Raw genomic sequence first — 14,134 nt, 5'->3', positions numbered from 1 at the left:
GCCCATGTCCTTCCTCGCCCTCGACAATGTCACGAAATCCTACGGCGACCACGAGGTCATCAAGGGCGTCAGCTTTTCGGCGCAGAAAGGCGAGTTCGTCGTGTTCGTCGGCCCGTCGGGCTGCGGCAAGTCTACCTTGTTGCGGATGATCGCCGGGCTGGAGGAGATCACCGGCGGCGACGTCTCCATCGACGGACGCGTGGTCACCGATGTCGAACCCGCCTTGCGCCAGGTGGCGATGGTGTTCCAGAGCTACGCGCTCTACCCGCACATGACCGTCTTCGACAACATGGCCTTCGGCCTGACCATGGTGAAGACGCCGAAGGACGAAATCCGGCGCAAGGTGGACGAGGCGGCCCGCATCCTGCAGATCGAGCCGCTGCTGCAGCGCAAGCCGCGCCAGCTCTCCGGCGGGCAGCGCCAGCGCGTGGCCATCGGCCGCGCCATCGTGCGCGACCCGAAGCTGTTCCTGTTCGACGAGCCGCTGTCCAACCTCGACGCCGAGCTGCGCACCCAGATGCGTGTGGAGATCGCCCGCCTGCACCGGGCGCTCGGCGTCACCATGGTCTATGTGACGCACGACCAGATCGAGGCGATGACCCTGGCCGACCGCATCGTCGTGCTGCGGGCCGGCAAGGTGGAGCAGGTCGGCACGCCCACCGAACTCTACGACCGGCCGGCCAATCTTTTCGTCGCCGGCTTCATCGGCTCGCCGCGCATGAACTTCCTGACGGTCGACGTGGTGGAGGCGGGGCAGAGCGCGGTGACGCTGGCGCATCCGGCCTTTTCCGGGGGGCAGATGCGGCTGGCGCGGTCCGCCGGCGGCCTTAAAACGGGCGCGCGCGCCATCGTGGGTCTTCGGCCCGAGCATCTCCACATGGGCGGTGCACCCGCGCTGTCGCTTGTCGTCGATTTCTCGGAAAATCTCGGCGGAGCAACGCAGATCTATGCGCGGCCGCCGGGCGGCGACATGATCACCGCCGTCGCACCCGGCCGGCCGGGGCTGGAGCCGGGCGCGAAGGTCGACCTGTCCGTCGACCCCGCCCATGTCTACCTGTTCACGGAGGATGGCCTGGCGCTTTAGCGCCCGGCCGATTGCGGCAGCACGTTCTGGTAGCCGTAGGCATTCTGCCGCGTCGCCACCGGGAACGGGTCCGGCGGATTGTCGAAGACGGGCGCAAGGTGCAGCAGCGGCAGGATCCGCTCGAAGATGCGGCCGCCGGCGGGCACGGCATTCCAGCCCGAGGTGCGGAAGCCGTAGGTCTCCTTCGATCCCTTCGGCTCGTCCAGGATCACTAGCATCAGGTATTTCGGGTTGTTGGCCGGCAGCACACCCATGAACGACGTCATGACGCGCGACTTGTCATAGCGCCCGTTGACGACCTTTTCGGCGGTGCCCGTCTTGCCGCCGATGAAGTAGCCGGGCACGTTCGCGCGCTTGGCCGAGCCCATCACGGCGTTCAGCCGCATCAGGTAGCGCAAGGTCTCGCTGGTTTCCGGGGCCACGACATTGTCGGCGATCATGCGGTCGGCGACGGGCGTGTCCTTGATGAATGTGGGGCGGATCAGGTGACCGCCATTGACGAGGCCCGCCACGCCCGTCGCCGCCTGCAGGGGCGTGACGGCAAGGCCATGGCCGAAGGCGATGGTGGCGGTGTTAACCTCGGTCCACCGCTTGGGCACGATGGGGGCCGCGCTTTCCGGCAGTTCGGTTGTCAGGCGGGTCGTCTCGCCCATCTTGGCCAGGAAAGCCTTGTGCTTTTCCACGCCGACGGCCAGCGCCATCTTGCCGAAGGCGATGTTGGACGACACCAGGAACGCTTCCGGAAGGTTCAGCGGCCGGTATTCGCCGCGATAGTCGCGGATGGCGAAGCGTCCGAAGCTGAGCGGCTTGGAAGCGTCGATCACCGAGCGAAGATTGAACTGCCCGCTGTCGATGGCCATCGCGGTGGTGAGCGCCTTGAAGGTGGAGCCCATCTCGTACACGCCGACATTGATGCGGTTGATATTTTCCTTCTTCAGCGCCTGTGTCGGATCGTTGGGGTCGAAGTCGGGCAGTGACACCAGCGACAGGACCTCGCCATTGGTGACGTCCATCAGCAGGCCGGCACCGCCCACGGCCTCGTACTTCTCGATCTCCTTGGCCAACTGGTCGGTAAAGGCGTGCTGGACATAGAGATCGATGGACAGTTGCACCGGGTCGAGGTCGGCGCGCTCGTAGCGCATGCCGGTGGTGCGCAGCACGCCGAGTCCGGAGGTATCGATCCATTTCTCGATGCCGGCGATGCCGACATTGTCCACATTGACCGCGCCCAGCACCTGCGCCGCCGCCGGCCCGTTCGGATAGAGGCGCTTGACCTCCTCGCGGAAGCCGATGCCCGGAATGCCGAGGTTGAGGATTTCCTGCTGCTTGGCGGGGTTGATCGACCGCTTGATCCAGGTGAAGCCGGATTTGCCGCTGAGCCGCTGATAGAGCGACTTGGCGTTCAGGTCCGGCATCGCCGTCAGAAGCTTCTCGACCGCTTCGTCAGCATCCACGATGCGGCGTGGCTCGGCATAGACCGAGAAGGTGGCAAGGTCGCGCGCCAGGATGTTGCCGTTGCGGTCCAGAATGTCGGGCCGCGCCGTGGAGGGAGCGGCGATACCGTAATTGGGTACCGCCGGCTCGCTGTAGGCGAAATCCACGAGCCGCGCGACAATGGCGACATGCGCGGCGATGAAGATGCCGAGCACGAGGTTGACGCGGACACGGCTCTTGCCGGATTCCATCCTGTTCTGGGGCATTGGCGGCTCACGCTCTGTCGATGGCCCGAAGGCCCGTCCATCCGCCTATGATGGCCGGCGCCGCGTTGAGAACTGGTTAACCTTGATTGTCATCCCGCATGAAATTTTTCGTGCACGGCCCTACGGCGTGTTGCGGCGCATGAGCTTTTCTTCCCAGGCAAGGGCGTTCTGGACGATGCCGGGCAGGTCGTCGTGGCGCGGGGTCCAGTCGAAGAGGGAGCGGGCCCGGCTGCCGTCCGCCACGATGGCCGACGCATCGCCCGGGCGGCGGCCCGCCATCTCTACCGGAAAATCGCGCCCCACCACGCTGCGCACCGTATCCAGCACTTCCAGCACCGAATAGCCGCGGCCATAGCCGCAATTGGCCACCGTGCTGTCGCCGCCGCCACGCAGATAGTCCAGCGCGCCGGCATGGGCGCCGACAAGGTCGGTGACGTGGATATAGTCCCGCACGCAGGTGCCGTCCTGCGTCGGGTAGTCCGTGCCGTACACCTTCATGCCGTCACGCTTGCCCAATGCCGTCTCGCAGGCAACCTTGATGAGGTGGGTGGCGCCGCGCGTCGACTGGCCGGTGCGGCCGTCCGGATCGGCGCCCGCAACGTTGAAGTAGCGCAGGATGGCGTAGCGCAGCCCATGCGCGTGCCCGACATCCTCCAACATGCGCTCGGTCATCAGCTTGGAGGCGCCATAGGGCGATTCGGGAGCCTTCGGGGCGGCCTCCGTCACCGGTACGGCCTCGGGCGAGCCGTAGACGGCGGCCGTGGACGAGAAGATGAAATTGTCGACGCCGCCGGCCACGGCCGCGGCGATGAGGCTGCGGCTGCGCACGGTGTTGTTGAGGTAATATTCCAACGGGTCGGCGACCGAATCCGGCACCACCACGGAACCGGCGAAATGGATGATCGAACGAACACCGCGCTCGGCGATCAGGCGCTCGACCATCGGCTGGTCGCCGATATCGCCCACGACCAGTTCCGCGCCGGGCGCGACGGCCCAGTCGAAGCCGGTGGACAGCCGGTCCAGCACGACCACCGTCTCTCCCCGGTCGAGGAGTTCATAGACCATGTGGCTGCCGATATAGCCTGCGCCGCCGGTTACCAGAATCGTCATGTAGCCTGCCTTCTTTCGGTTTCGCCGTCAGCCGCGTGTCTGCCGCAACGCCTCTCCCAGCACCATGGCCGCGCTGACGGCAAGGTTCAAGGAGCGCGCGCCTGTTGCCATCGGAATGGTCAGGCGGACATCGGCCGCGTCGTGCACATGGGCGGGAACCCCGGCGCTTTCACGGCCGAACAACAGAATATCCTGTGGGTCGTAGGAAAAATCCGTATAGGCGCGCTCGGCCTTCGTCGTCAGAAGGACGATGCGCCGGCCCGCTTCGCGCCGGGCCCTGTCGAAGGCGGGGTACTCGACATGGCGGCGCAGCGTCGCCAATTCCAGGTAATCCATGCCGGCGCGCCGCAGGTTGCGGTCGGACAGGTCGAAGCCCGCAGGCTCGATGATCTCGACGGGGACGCCCATGCAGGCGCCCAGCCGCAGGATGGTGCCGGCATTGCCTGCGATGTCCGGCTGGTAGAGGGCGATGGAAACTGTCATGCCCGATTGATAGACGATGGCGCGCCATGACAGAAGACGGAGGATTCCAAGGCATGTACCGGAAGTTCGAGCGGCTGGTGAATCCCTTCCCGGATACCGGGGGCGGCCGGCCGCCGGCATCCCTGATGGCCTTCGTCTGGTATTATGTGCGCCCTCTGTGGCCGCTGTTCCTTGCCGTCGCGGCGCTGACCGCCATGGTGGCGGTGCTGGAGGTGATGCTGTTCTCGTTCGTCGGCTCCATCGTCGACTGGCTCACCTCCACCCCGCGTGAAACCTTCCTGGCCGAGCAGGGGTGGACGCTGGCCGGCATGGCCCTGGTGATCCTCGTGCTGCTGCCGGGGCTGGTGCTGGTGGAGTGCCTGTTCACCTTCCAGGGCATCTTCGCCAATTTCCCGATGCGCTTCCGCTGGACGGTGCATAATTGGCTGCTCGACCAGTCCCTCGGCTTCTTCCACGACGAATTCGCGGGCCGCGTTGCCACCAAGCTCATGCAGACGGCGCTGGCGGTGCGCGAAACCGTGATGAAGGCCATAGAGGTGCTGCTCTATGTCACGGTGTATTTCACCGGCGTGGTGGTGCTGATCGCCGCGGCGGACTGGCGCCTGACGCTTCCCTTCATCGGCTGGCTTGTCCTGTATGTCGCGATGTTGCGCTATTTCATTCCGCGGCTGATGGTCGTGGCCGAAAGCCAGGCCGACGCCCGCGCCTTGATGACGGGGCGCATCGTCGATGCCTATTCCAACATCGGCACCGTCAAGCTGTTCGCGCATACGCGGCGCGAGGCCGATCATGCCCGCGATTCCATGCGCGGCTTTCTCGGCACCGTCTACGGGCAGGCCCGGCTGATCACGGCCTTCTATGTCTGCCTCTACCTTCTCAACTCGCTGCTGCTCTTCTCGGTCGCCGCGGTGGGGATCGGCCTGTGGCTCAATGAGCTGCTGACGGTCGGCGCAATCGCCGTCGCCACCGGGCTGGTGCTGCGGCTCAACGGCATGTCGCAGTGGATCATGTGGGAGGTGTCCAGCCTGTTCGAGAACATCGGCACCATTCGCGACGGCATATCCACCTTCACCCTGCCGGTTGCGCTGGAAGACAAGCGCGACGCGGCCGAGCTGCAGGTGACGGCGGGTGAAGTCGTGTTCGACAAGGTGTCCTTCTCCTATGCGGCGGCCCTGCCGCACAGGCCGGCCGGCCCGGTGGTGGAAGACTTCACGCTCACCATCCGTCCCGGCGAGAAGATCGGGCTTGTCGGGCGCTCAGGTGCCGGCAAGTCCACGCTGCTCAACCTTCTGCTGCGCTTTTACGACGTATCTTCCGGCCGAATCAGCATCGACGGGCAGGACATACAGGGCGTCACCCAGGCATCGCTGCGGCGTCAGATCGGCATGGTCACGCAGGATACCTCGCTGCTGCATCGCACGATCCGCGACAATGTTCTGTACGGCCGCCCGGACGCCGACGAAGAGGACCTGTTGCGCGCCATCCGCCGCGCCGAGGCCGAGGGCTTCATTACAAGCCTTTCGGACAGGGAGGGCCGCAACGGCCTCGATGCCGAGGTGGGAGAGCGCGGCGTCAAGCTGTCGGGCGGGCAGAGGCAGCGGATCGCGATCGCCCGCGTGATGCTGAAGGACGCACCCATCCTGCTTCTCGACGAGGCGACCTCGGCGCTCGACTCGGAGGTCGAGGCGGCCATCGCCGAAAACCTGTACCGGCTGATGGAGGGCAAGACCGTCATCGCCATCGCCCATCGCCTGTCCACCATCGCCGCGCTCGACCGCCTGGTGGTGATGGACAAGGGACGTATCGTGGAGCAGGGCACCCATGCGCAGCTATTGGCCGCGGACGGCATCTACGCGCAGTTGTGGCATCGTCAGGTGGGCGGATTCCTGGAATGTGCAGACGCGCCGCAGCCCGAGGATAATGCCGCCTATATGCAGCCATAGTCTGGACAAGTTCCAAGTGGCCGCTTAAGAAAACCCGCCGGTCTGCGGACCTTCGGCCATGCGGATTCACGCATCTGGGCGAATCGTTTTCCTGCCGGCCGACAGTGCCGGTTCACGCCGGCAAGCCTGAGGGAGCATGATTGGCCGTGAGCGTTGACCACACATCGGAACCCACCCGCCGGGATTTCCTCTACATCGCGACGGGCGCCGCGGGCGCCGTGGGTGCGGCGGCGCTGGCCTGGCCCTTCATCGACCAGATGAATCCGGATGCCGCGACGCTGGCGCTTGCGCAGATCGACGTCGATGTCAGCCAGATCGCCGAAGGCCAGTCGATCACCGCCAAATGGCGCGGTCGGCCCGTTTTCGTCCGCCAGCGCACGCCGGCCGAGATCGAGGAAGCCAAGCAGGTTCCGCTTGCCGAGCTGAAGGACCCTCTGGCACGCAACGCAAATCTTACCGCCGATGCGCCCGCCACCGACGAAAACCGCGCCGTTCCGGAGCGGGAGCAGTGGCTGGTCATGATCGGCGTGTGCACGCATCTCGGCTGCATTCCGCTGGGCCAGGCAGGCGATTACGATGGCTGGTACTGCCCGTGCCACGGCTCGCACTACGACACGGCCGGGCGTATCCGCCAGGGGCCGGCACCGGAAAACATGCATATTCCGGTCTATGAATTCACCAATGACACGACTATCCGTATCGGCTGACGAGGGGGAAACGCTGCAATCATGAGTGGTCACTCGTCCTATGTTCCATCCACCGGTCTTACCCGGTGGATCGACTCCCGTCTTCCGCTTCCGCGCCTCGTCTATGATTCGTTCATCGCCTATCCGACGCCGCGCAACCTGAACTACGCCTACACGTTCGGCGGTATCCTCTCCCTGTTCCTGGCGGCTCAGATCATCACCGGCATCGTGCTGGCGATGCACTACGCCGCCTCGGTGGACGTTGCCTTCAATTCGGTCGAGCACATCATGCGCGACGTGAACTGGGGCTGGCTGCTGCGCTACATGCATGCCAACGGCGCGTCGTTCTTCTTCATCGCCGTCTACCTGCACATCTTCCGCGGCCTTTATTACGGGTCGTACAAGGCGCCGCGCGAGATTCTCTGGATTCTCGGCGTCATCATCTTCCTTCTCATGATGGCGACCGCCTTCATGGGCTACGTGCTTCCGTGGGGGCAGATGTCCTTCTGGGGCGCCACCGTCATCACCGGCTTCTTCACCGCCTTCCCGGTCATCGGAGAGCCGATCCAGACGCTGCTGCTCGGCGGCTTCGCGGTGGACAACCCGACGCTCAACCGCTTCTTCGCGCTGCATTACCTGCTGCCCTTCATGATCGCGGGCGTCGTCGTGCTGCACGTCTGGGCGCTGCACGTCGCGGGCCAGACCAACCCCACCGGTGTCGAGGTCAAGACCCCGAAGGACACGGTTCCCTTCACCCCCTACGCGACCATCAAGGACGCGTTCGGCATGGTCTTCTTCCTGATCTTCTTCGCCTATTTCGTCTTCTATCTGCCCAACTATCTGGGGCATCCGGACAATTACATTCCGGCCAACTCGCTGCAGACGCCGGCGCACATCGTGCCCGAATGGTACTTCCTGCCCTTCTACGCCATGCTGCGGGCCATCACCTTCAATATCGGCCCGATCGATTCCAAGCTGGGTGGCGTGCTGGTGATGTTCGGCTCGATCATCGTCCTGTTCTTCCTGCCCTGGCTCGACACGTCCAAGGTCAAGTCGACGGCCTATCGTCCGGTCTACAAGGTCTTCTTCTGGATCTTCGCGGTCAACGCCGTCTTCCTGGGTTGGCTCGGCTCGCGTCCGGCCGAGGGCATCTATCCGCTGCTGTCGCTGATCGGCACGATCTACTACTTCGGCCACTTCCTGATCGTCCTGCCCATTCTGGGCCTGGTCGAGACCCCGAAGAAGCTGCCGGCGTCGATCACGGAGGCCGTGCTGGCCAAGCACGCCGCCCGTCACGGTCACGCCGAAGCGGTGGCCAAAGGCTGATGAAGCGCACGAAGGAACTTGCAATGAAAAGGCTTCTATCAGCACTCCTTGCGGCGGCGTTTCTTGCTGCGCCGCTGCCTGCCTTCGCACAGACCGCGGAGCCGGCCCCGGCCACCGAGGCCCCGGCCCCGGGCGAGGCGCCCGCTTCTTCGACCGGCGTCAACACGGTCTCCGGCGAGCAGGAAGGCGAGGCCAATGTCGCCGCCGCGGAAGAACATGCCACGCCGCACTATCCGCTCAAGAAACCCGAGCACATGGACTGGAGCTTCGCCGGCCCGTTCGGCAAGTGGGATCTGGGCCAGCTACAACGCGGCATGCAGGTGTATCGCGAGGTCTGCTCCTCGTGCCACTCGATGAACCTCGTTGCCTTCCGCAACCTGGAAGCCCTCGGCTACAGCGACGCACAGGTTCGCGCTTTGGCCGCCGAATACCAGATCCAGGACGGCCCGGACGCCAATGGCGAAATGTTCGAGCGGCCCGGCATCCCGAGCGACCATTTCCCGGCGCCGTTCCCCAACCCGGAGGCTGCTGCCGCGTCCAATGGCGGAGCGCATCCGCCAGACTTCTCGCTCATCGCCAAGGCGCGGGCGGTGGAGCGCGGTTTCCCCACCTTCGTGTTCGACATCTTCACGCAGTATGCGGAAGGCGGCCCGGATTACATCCATGCGCTGCTGACCGGCTATGGCGAAGAGCCGCCCGCCGGCCTCGAACTGCAGCCGGGTACGCATTACAATCCCTACTTCATCGCGTCTTCGGCGCTCGCCATGGCGCAGCCTATCAGCGATGGCCAGGTTACCTACGGCGACGGTTCGCCCGAGACGGTCGAGCAATATTCGCGCGATATCTCGGCCTTCCTGATGTGGGCGGCAGAGCCGCATCTGGTGGAGCGGAAATCCCTTGGCTTCGTGGTGATGATCTTCCTCATCGGCTTCGCCGGCATGCTCTATGCGGTGAAGCGTCGGGTCTGGTCCAAGATCCCGCACTGACAGCGTTTCACTGCTGGACAAACTTTCGTCAGGGGCCTTTCGGGGCCCCTGTTTCGTTTGCGGTCTCCGGGTGCAGGCTGTTTGCCGATGTCGCCAGGCCATGACGCTGGGCCCTGCGCCATGCGCTTGGCGTCATGCCCATGACACGCAGGAATTCGCGGTTGAAGTTGGATTTCGTCATGAAGCCGGAATCGAGCATGATCGCGGTCACGCTATCGCGCGTTTCGCTCAGCAACTTGCCCGCATGGCGCACCCGATATTCGTTCACATACTGCGATACGCTCATGCCGTGGCTGCGGTTTATCGCAATGGAGACATCGCGAGGCGGTAGCCCAAGCCTTCGGGCAATCTTGGCAAGGTTGAGGTTCAAATCCTTGTAGAGCTCCGTGTCGAGCATGAGCGCTTCGACGCGCCGGGCGATGACCGCCTCGGTGTCGTTGGGGCCGGGGGGCGGGGCTGGCTTACTGTCGGCAGTTGATGCCGCGTCAGCGGGGCTGCCGCGCGCCACCGTGGCCGCCACGCCAAGGGTTACGAGCGCCAGCATGTTTCCGGCCGCGATGATGGTGGGCGCGTGAACGCCTCCGGACCAGTCCAGGTCCAGACCGATAAGGACATCCGAGGCGGCCGACCCGAGCAGCGCCAGCCCGGTCACGTACATGGCGCGATAGGAGTGCAGCACCCCGTCCAGACGCGAGGTGACGAGGCGGTCTGGCCCCGACCGCGCGTCCCATAGAAGCGCGGTGCCATAGGCGGCGAACAGCACGACAATTATAAGACCGACCGGTGCCGGCCAGACGATGACCAGCCCGGCCACGGCCGCCGCCGGTGTCAGATGCAGGGCTATCGTCCGCGGCCGGGGACGGAGACGATCACCGGAGAGGGAGCGGAAGGACAGGAAGGCCAGCGGTGCGATGACCGAGGCCATGATGGCCATGGCGGGCAGTACGGCCAGGATGCCGTAGCCCCACCGAAGACCGATCAGAACTGACTGGATCGCGTAGGCGACAATCAGAACCGTAAATAGAGAGCCTTGAAACGGCTCGTCTTCTGCGTCGCGCCCGACATACTCCTTGGCAAGAAGGATCACGATCAGGAAGGCCACGAAGAAGGGCAGGGGAACAAGAAACATAGGTCGATCACGCTCCGCGATCCGCGACAGGATCAGGTCCCCGATGACCTGGATTACGATCAGGATCGACCTTTATCACGATCCGGGACGCGTGAGCCTGCACCATCCTGCTTCTGGCGGTATCGAAACCGCATCGGAGCCCGATCATGCAATCGAAATCCATTCTGGCGCTGGCAATCTTTCTTCTTGCCTGTCCCCCCACACAGGCGGCTGAAGAGGCTGCAAGTCTCGACCTGTCCGGCGTTACCCAGGTACAGGTGAGCGGCGATGCAAGCATCATCCGGCTGACGGCGTCGCCCGGGCAAACGCATCGCGCATCGGCATCGGCGGTGCGAACGGGATGGTTCGGGCGCTGGTGGCTGTCGAGCTGGTTCTACGAAGACTGCCGATCGCAGACGCGGATGTGGCGGGACGGCGATAAATTGATGCTCGATGCCGGGTCGGCCTGGTCGTTCGGTCCGGGCGAATGCCGGGTCGAGTTTACCGCCGACCTTCCGTCGGACGTGTCGGTGACGATCGACCAGCAGGCCTCCGACATCCATTTGTCCGGCGCGTTCGCATCGGTGCACCTTGCAGGGCAGGCGGCGGATCTGAGCTTGTCGGGCACTGCGCCCGTGATGGAGCTCAGGGCTCGCGCCTTGAGGGCAAACCTCGTCTTCAATCCATCGGCGGCGCCCACAACGACGCTACTGGACAGCGATGCGCTGGATCTGAGCGTTCGGTACACCGATGCCACCAGCATACATTACGAGGTCAGGGCCTCCGCCGCGCTGGTCGACAGCAGTCGGCCGGACGTACCGGATGCCGCCACGAGGTTGCTGGTCACCGCCAACTATGTCCGCGCCACCATCCGCTAGGCGGTGCGCAGGAAAACGCTTGCGTCGAAGCTTAGGGCGGGTTTGCCGTCCTGGGTCTCGGCATCGACGTGGCTGTCGATGACGGCCCATCCGTGCCGGCGTTGCGACAGGCGCTTGGCCGTGGCGGTCGTGCGATAGGTGATCCGGTCGCCGGCATAGACGGGCCGCAGCCACTTGATGTTGCGGACACCAGGGGAAGGGCCCCAATGGGGCTGGTCCAGCCCTTCGGCGGCGCGCCGTGCCGCCGTGGCCGCCATGAATGCCACATTGAGCTTCATGAAGACGGCCGTCGTATGCCATCCGGAGGCGCAAAGGCCCCCGAACAGGCTGGCTTTCGCGGCCTCCGCATCGAGATGGAAGGGCTGCGGATCGAAGGCGCGTGCAAAGCGCACGATCTCTTCCGCCGTGAAGAGGTGCGTGCCGATCTCTACCGGTTCGCCGATGACGATATCGTCGTAGAAGCTCATGCTGCCTCGCGCCTGTGCAGCATCACGCTGTACTCGCTTTCAATCACCCGCTCGCCGGCCTGGTTCTGCAGCCATGTCCGCAGCTTCAGGAAGCCGATATGGGGGCGGGAGGCGGAGCCGCGTGCGTCCAGCACCTCGGTTTCACCGGTGAGGCTGTCACCGGGGCGCACCGGCGCCAGCCAGTTGACGAAGTCGACGCCCGGCGACCCCTGCGAGGACGAGGAATGGATGAAGGCATCGCACATCATCCGCATCATCATGCCGCAGACATGCCAGCCCGAGGCCGACAGGCCGCCGAGAAGGCTGTCGGCGGCCGCACCCTCGTCGAGATGCATCGGCTGCGGGTCGTATTCCTGTGCGAAGACGACGATCTCATCGCGCGTCACCGCATAGGGGCCCATGGGCAGGCGCGTCCCAACCGGGAAATCCTCGAACATCTGCAAGGCCGGTTCCTCCCGATGCGCGTCAGACGTTGAACTTGAACATCATGATATCGCCGTCCTGAACGACGTATTCCTTGCCTTCGTCCCGCGCCTTGCCGGCTTCCTTTGCGGCGGCCTCGCCACCCAGCCGCACGAAATCATCGTAGGCGATGGTCTGGGCGCGGATGAAGCCCTTTTCGAAATCGGTGTGGATGACACCCGCCGCCTGCGGCGCCTTGTAACCGCGCAGGATGGTCCAGGCGCGGGTCTCCTTCGGCCCCACCGTGAAATAGGTGATGAGATCGAGCAGCTCGTAGCCGGCGCGGATCAGCCGGTCCAGCCCCGGCTCCGTCAGGCCCATGGCCTCGAGATAGTCGCCGACCTCGTCATCGGGCAATTGGGCGATCTCCGCCTCGATGGCGGCAGAAATGACGACGCTTCGCGCACCCTGCTTTTCAGCCATGGCCGCGACGGCCGCCGAGTAGGCATTGCCGGTTGCGGCATCTTCTTCGGCCACGTTGCAGACATACAGCACGGGCTTGGACGTCAGAAGGTTCAGGTTGCGCAACTGGCTGCGTTCTTCGGCGTCGAAGCCGGCAATCAGCGTGCGCGCCGGCTCGCCGGTCTGAAGCTTGGCCAGCACCGCTTCCATGACGGGCAACTGGGCGATGGACTCCTTGTCCTTGCCGGCGGCGCGCTTGCGGGTATTCACGATGCGCCGCTCGATGCTTTCGAGATCCGACAGCATCAGTTCGGTCTCGACGGTCTCGGCGTCGGCAACCGGATCGATCCGACCTTCGACATGGGTGATGTCGTCGTTCTCGAAACAGCGCAACACATGCGCGATGGCATCGACTTCGCGGATATTGGCAAGAAACTGATTGCCGAGCCCCTCACCCTTGGAAGCGCCGCGCACAAGGCCGGCAATATCCACGAAGGTGATCCGCGTCGGCACGATCTGCGCGGACTTACCGATCCTGGAGATATCGGCAAGGCGCGGATCGGGTACGCCGACATCGCCCGTATTCGGCTCGATGGTGCAGAACGGGTAATTCGCGGCTTGCGCGGCGGCCGTCTTGGTGAGCGCGTTGAAAAGGGTGGACTTGCCGACATTCGGCAGACCGACGATACCGCAGCGAAAACCCATGATGCACTCTCATCCGATGGCCCCGCCGAGCGGCCGGGTAGGGGCCCTGACTGTTCAATCCTTGCCGAAAATCCGCTTCAGCATGTCGGCCATCGGGCCGCTTGTCGGAATACGCTGCGGGGCGGCGCCCCGCGCCTGCCGAATATGGCTGGCACCCTTCTGCTTTGCCTTCGGCTCAGCCACCGCGCCCACCGAGGGCTTGTCCTTCGGCTTTGCGCCGGCGCCGGACAGGCGGTTCATGAAGCCTGCATCGTCGCCGGATGCGAGAAGGCCCACATTGCGTGCCACGTCTTCCAGAAGCGGGCGTAGCCATTCCTGGTCGACCTTGGCGAAGTCGCCGAGCACGTATGGCGACACGAGTTCCTTGGCGCCCGGATGGCCGATGCCCAGGCGCACACGCCGGTATTCACGGCCGAGATGGGCGTCGATGCTCCGCAATCCGTTGTGGCCACCATGCCCGCCGCCTGTCTTCACCCGCACCTTGCCGGGCGGCAGGTCGAGCTCGTCGTGCAGCACGATGATGGATGCGGGTTCGATCTTGTAGAAGGCGGCAGCGGCGGCGACGCTTTCGCCCGAGGCGTTCATGAAGGTCTGCGGTTTGAGCAGCAGCACCTTCTCGGCCCCGATGCGACCCTCCGAGATTTCGCCCTTGAACTTCTGCGACCAGGGCGAAAAGGACGGATCGCGATGGATTTCGTCCACTGCCATGAAGCCGATATTGTGTCGGTTTCCGGCATAGCGGGGGCCGGGATTCCCCAGACCTGCGATCAGCAGCATGAAGCCCGGCCCCCTCG

At 64.7% G+C, this 14,134-nt stretch carries 14 protein-coding genes; 6 read left to right on the top strand and 8 right to left on the bottom strand.

From position 1 onward, the window contains the following. Positions 1-4 precede the first annotated feature (4 nt). Complete coding sequence (locus tag AUL31_RS08395) at positions 5-1,084, top strand: ABC transporter ATP-binding protein (protein ID WP_060604360.1); 1,080 nt, start codon at positions 5-7, stop codon at positions 1,082-1,084. Here AUL31_RS08395 and AUL31_RS08390 read toward each other — a convergent pair. From AUL31_RS08390 to AUL31_RS08380, 3 genes are all read right to left on the bottom strand, one after another. Further along, a complete protein-coding gene (locus AUL31_RS08390; RefSeq protein ID WP_082646859.1) occupies positions 1,081-2,784 on the bottom strand; it encodes a peptidoglycan D,D-transpeptidase FtsI family protein in 1,704 nt (567 codons plus the stop codon). The genes AUL31_RS08395 and AUL31_RS08390 overlap by 4 nt on opposite strands. 120 nt (positions 2,785-2,904) lie before the next feature. Beyond that, positions 2,905-3,894: a UDP-glucose 4-epimerase GalE gene (gene galE, locus AUL31_RS08385; RefSeq protein WP_060604358.1), complete on the bottom strand. Its 990-nt coding sequence runs from the start codon at positions 3,892-3,894 to the stop codon at positions 2,905-2,907. Positions 3,895-3,921: 27 nt separating this feature from the next. Next, the gene (locus AUL31_RS08380) at positions 3,922-4,377 is read right to left on the bottom strand and encodes a tRNA (cytidine(34)-2'-O)-methyltransferase (RefSeq protein WP_060604355.1); all 456 of its coding nucleotides are present in this window, start codon (positions 4,375-4,377) and stop codon (positions 3,922-3,924) included. Between the two features lie 53 nt (positions 4,378-4,430). Here AUL31_RS08380 and AUL31_RS08375 point away from each other — a divergent pair, with 53 nt between their 5' ends. The 4 genes from AUL31_RS08375 (at position 4,431) to AUL31_RS08360 (ending at position 9,318) form a co-directional block, all read left to right on the top strand. Then, on the top strand, positions 4,431-6,320 hold the full coding sequence (locus AUL31_RS08375) for an ABC transporter ATP-binding protein (RefSeq protein WP_060605268.1): 1,890 nt from the start codon (positions 4,431-4,433) through the stop codon (positions 6,318-6,320). Between the two features lie 146 nt (positions 6,321-6,466). Then, positions 6,467-7,027 carry a ubiquinol-cytochrome c reductase iron-sulfur subunit gene (petA, locus tag AUL31_RS08370; protein ID WP_060605264.1) on the top strand — a complete coding sequence of 187 codons (561 nt, stop codon included), beginning with the start codon at positions 6,467-6,469 and terminating at the stop codon, positions 7,025-7,027. Between the two features lie 18 nt (positions 7,028-7,045). Beyond that, positions 7,046-8,332 (top strand): cytochrome b, encoded by a 1,287-nt coding sequence (locus tag AUL31_RS08365; RefSeq protein ID WP_409359959.1) that lies wholly within the window; start codon positions 7,046-7,048, stop codon positions 8,330-8,332. Between the two features lie 23 nt (positions 8,333-8,355). Next, complete coding sequence (locus tag AUL31_RS08360; RefSeq protein WP_082646887.1) at positions 8,356-9,318, top strand: cytochrome c1; 963 nt, start codon at positions 8,356-8,358, stop codon at positions 9,316-9,318. Between the two features lie 28 nt (positions 9,319-9,346). Here AUL31_RS08360 and AUL31_RS08355 read toward each other — a convergent pair whose 3' ends face one another. Beyond that, positions 9,347-10,447, bottom strand: a complete 1,101-nt coding sequence (locus AUL31_RS08355) for a helix-turn-helix domain-containing protein (RefSeq protein WP_060604351.1) — start codon at positions 10,445-10,447, stop codon at positions 9,347-9,349. Between the two features lie 146 nt (positions 10,448-10,593). On the opposite strand from AUL31_RS08355, the gene AUL31_RS08350 reads away from it, so the two are divergent. Beyond that, a complete protein-coding gene (locus AUL31_RS08350) occupies positions 10,594-11,304 on the top strand; it encodes a hypothetical protein (RefSeq protein ID WP_060604349.1) in 711 nt (236 codons plus the stop codon). Here the strand turns inward: AUL31_RS08350 and AUL31_RS08345 are convergent. From AUL31_RS08345 to pth, 4 genes are read right to left on the bottom strand one after another with little or no spacing between them, the layout of a single operon-like run. Then, positions 11,301-11,771, bottom strand: a complete 471-nt coding sequence (locus AUL31_RS08345; protein WP_060604346.1) for a MaoC family dehydratase — start codon at positions 11,769-11,771, stop codon at positions 11,301-11,303. The two genes, AUL31_RS08350 and AUL31_RS08345, sit on opposite strands and share 4 nt — an antisense overlap. Continuing rightward, positions 11,768-12,208, bottom strand: coding sequence for a MaoC family dehydratase (locus AUL31_RS08340; protein WP_060604341.1), 441 nt, complete (start codon positions 12,206-12,208; stop codon positions 11,768-11,770). Before AUL31_RS08340 ends, AUL31_RS08345 begins: the two co-directional genes overlap by 4 nt. 28 nt (positions 12,209-12,236) lie before the next feature. After that, a complete protein-coding gene (ychF, locus tag AUL31_RS08335) occupies positions 12,237-13,340 on the bottom strand; it encodes a redox-regulated ATPase YchF (RefSeq protein WP_060604338.1) in 1,104 nt (367 codons plus the stop codon). 54 nt (positions 13,341-13,394) lie between these two features. Then, the gene (gene pth / locus AUL31_RS08330) at positions 13,395-14,117 is read right to left on the bottom strand and encodes an aminoacyl-tRNA hydrolase (RefSeq protein WP_060604335.1); all 723 of its coding nucleotides are present in this window, start codon (positions 14,115-14,117) and stop codon (positions 13,395-13,397) included. Positions 14,118-14,134: the final 17 nt, after the last annotated feature.

The organism is Aureimonas altamirensis (genome assembly GCF_001463885.1).
GTDB lineage: Bacteria > Pseudomonadota > Alphaproteobacteria > Rhizobiales > Rhizobiaceae > Aureimonas > Aureimonas altamirensis.
This window is presented reverse-complemented; position numbering and strand designations above follow the sequence as displayed.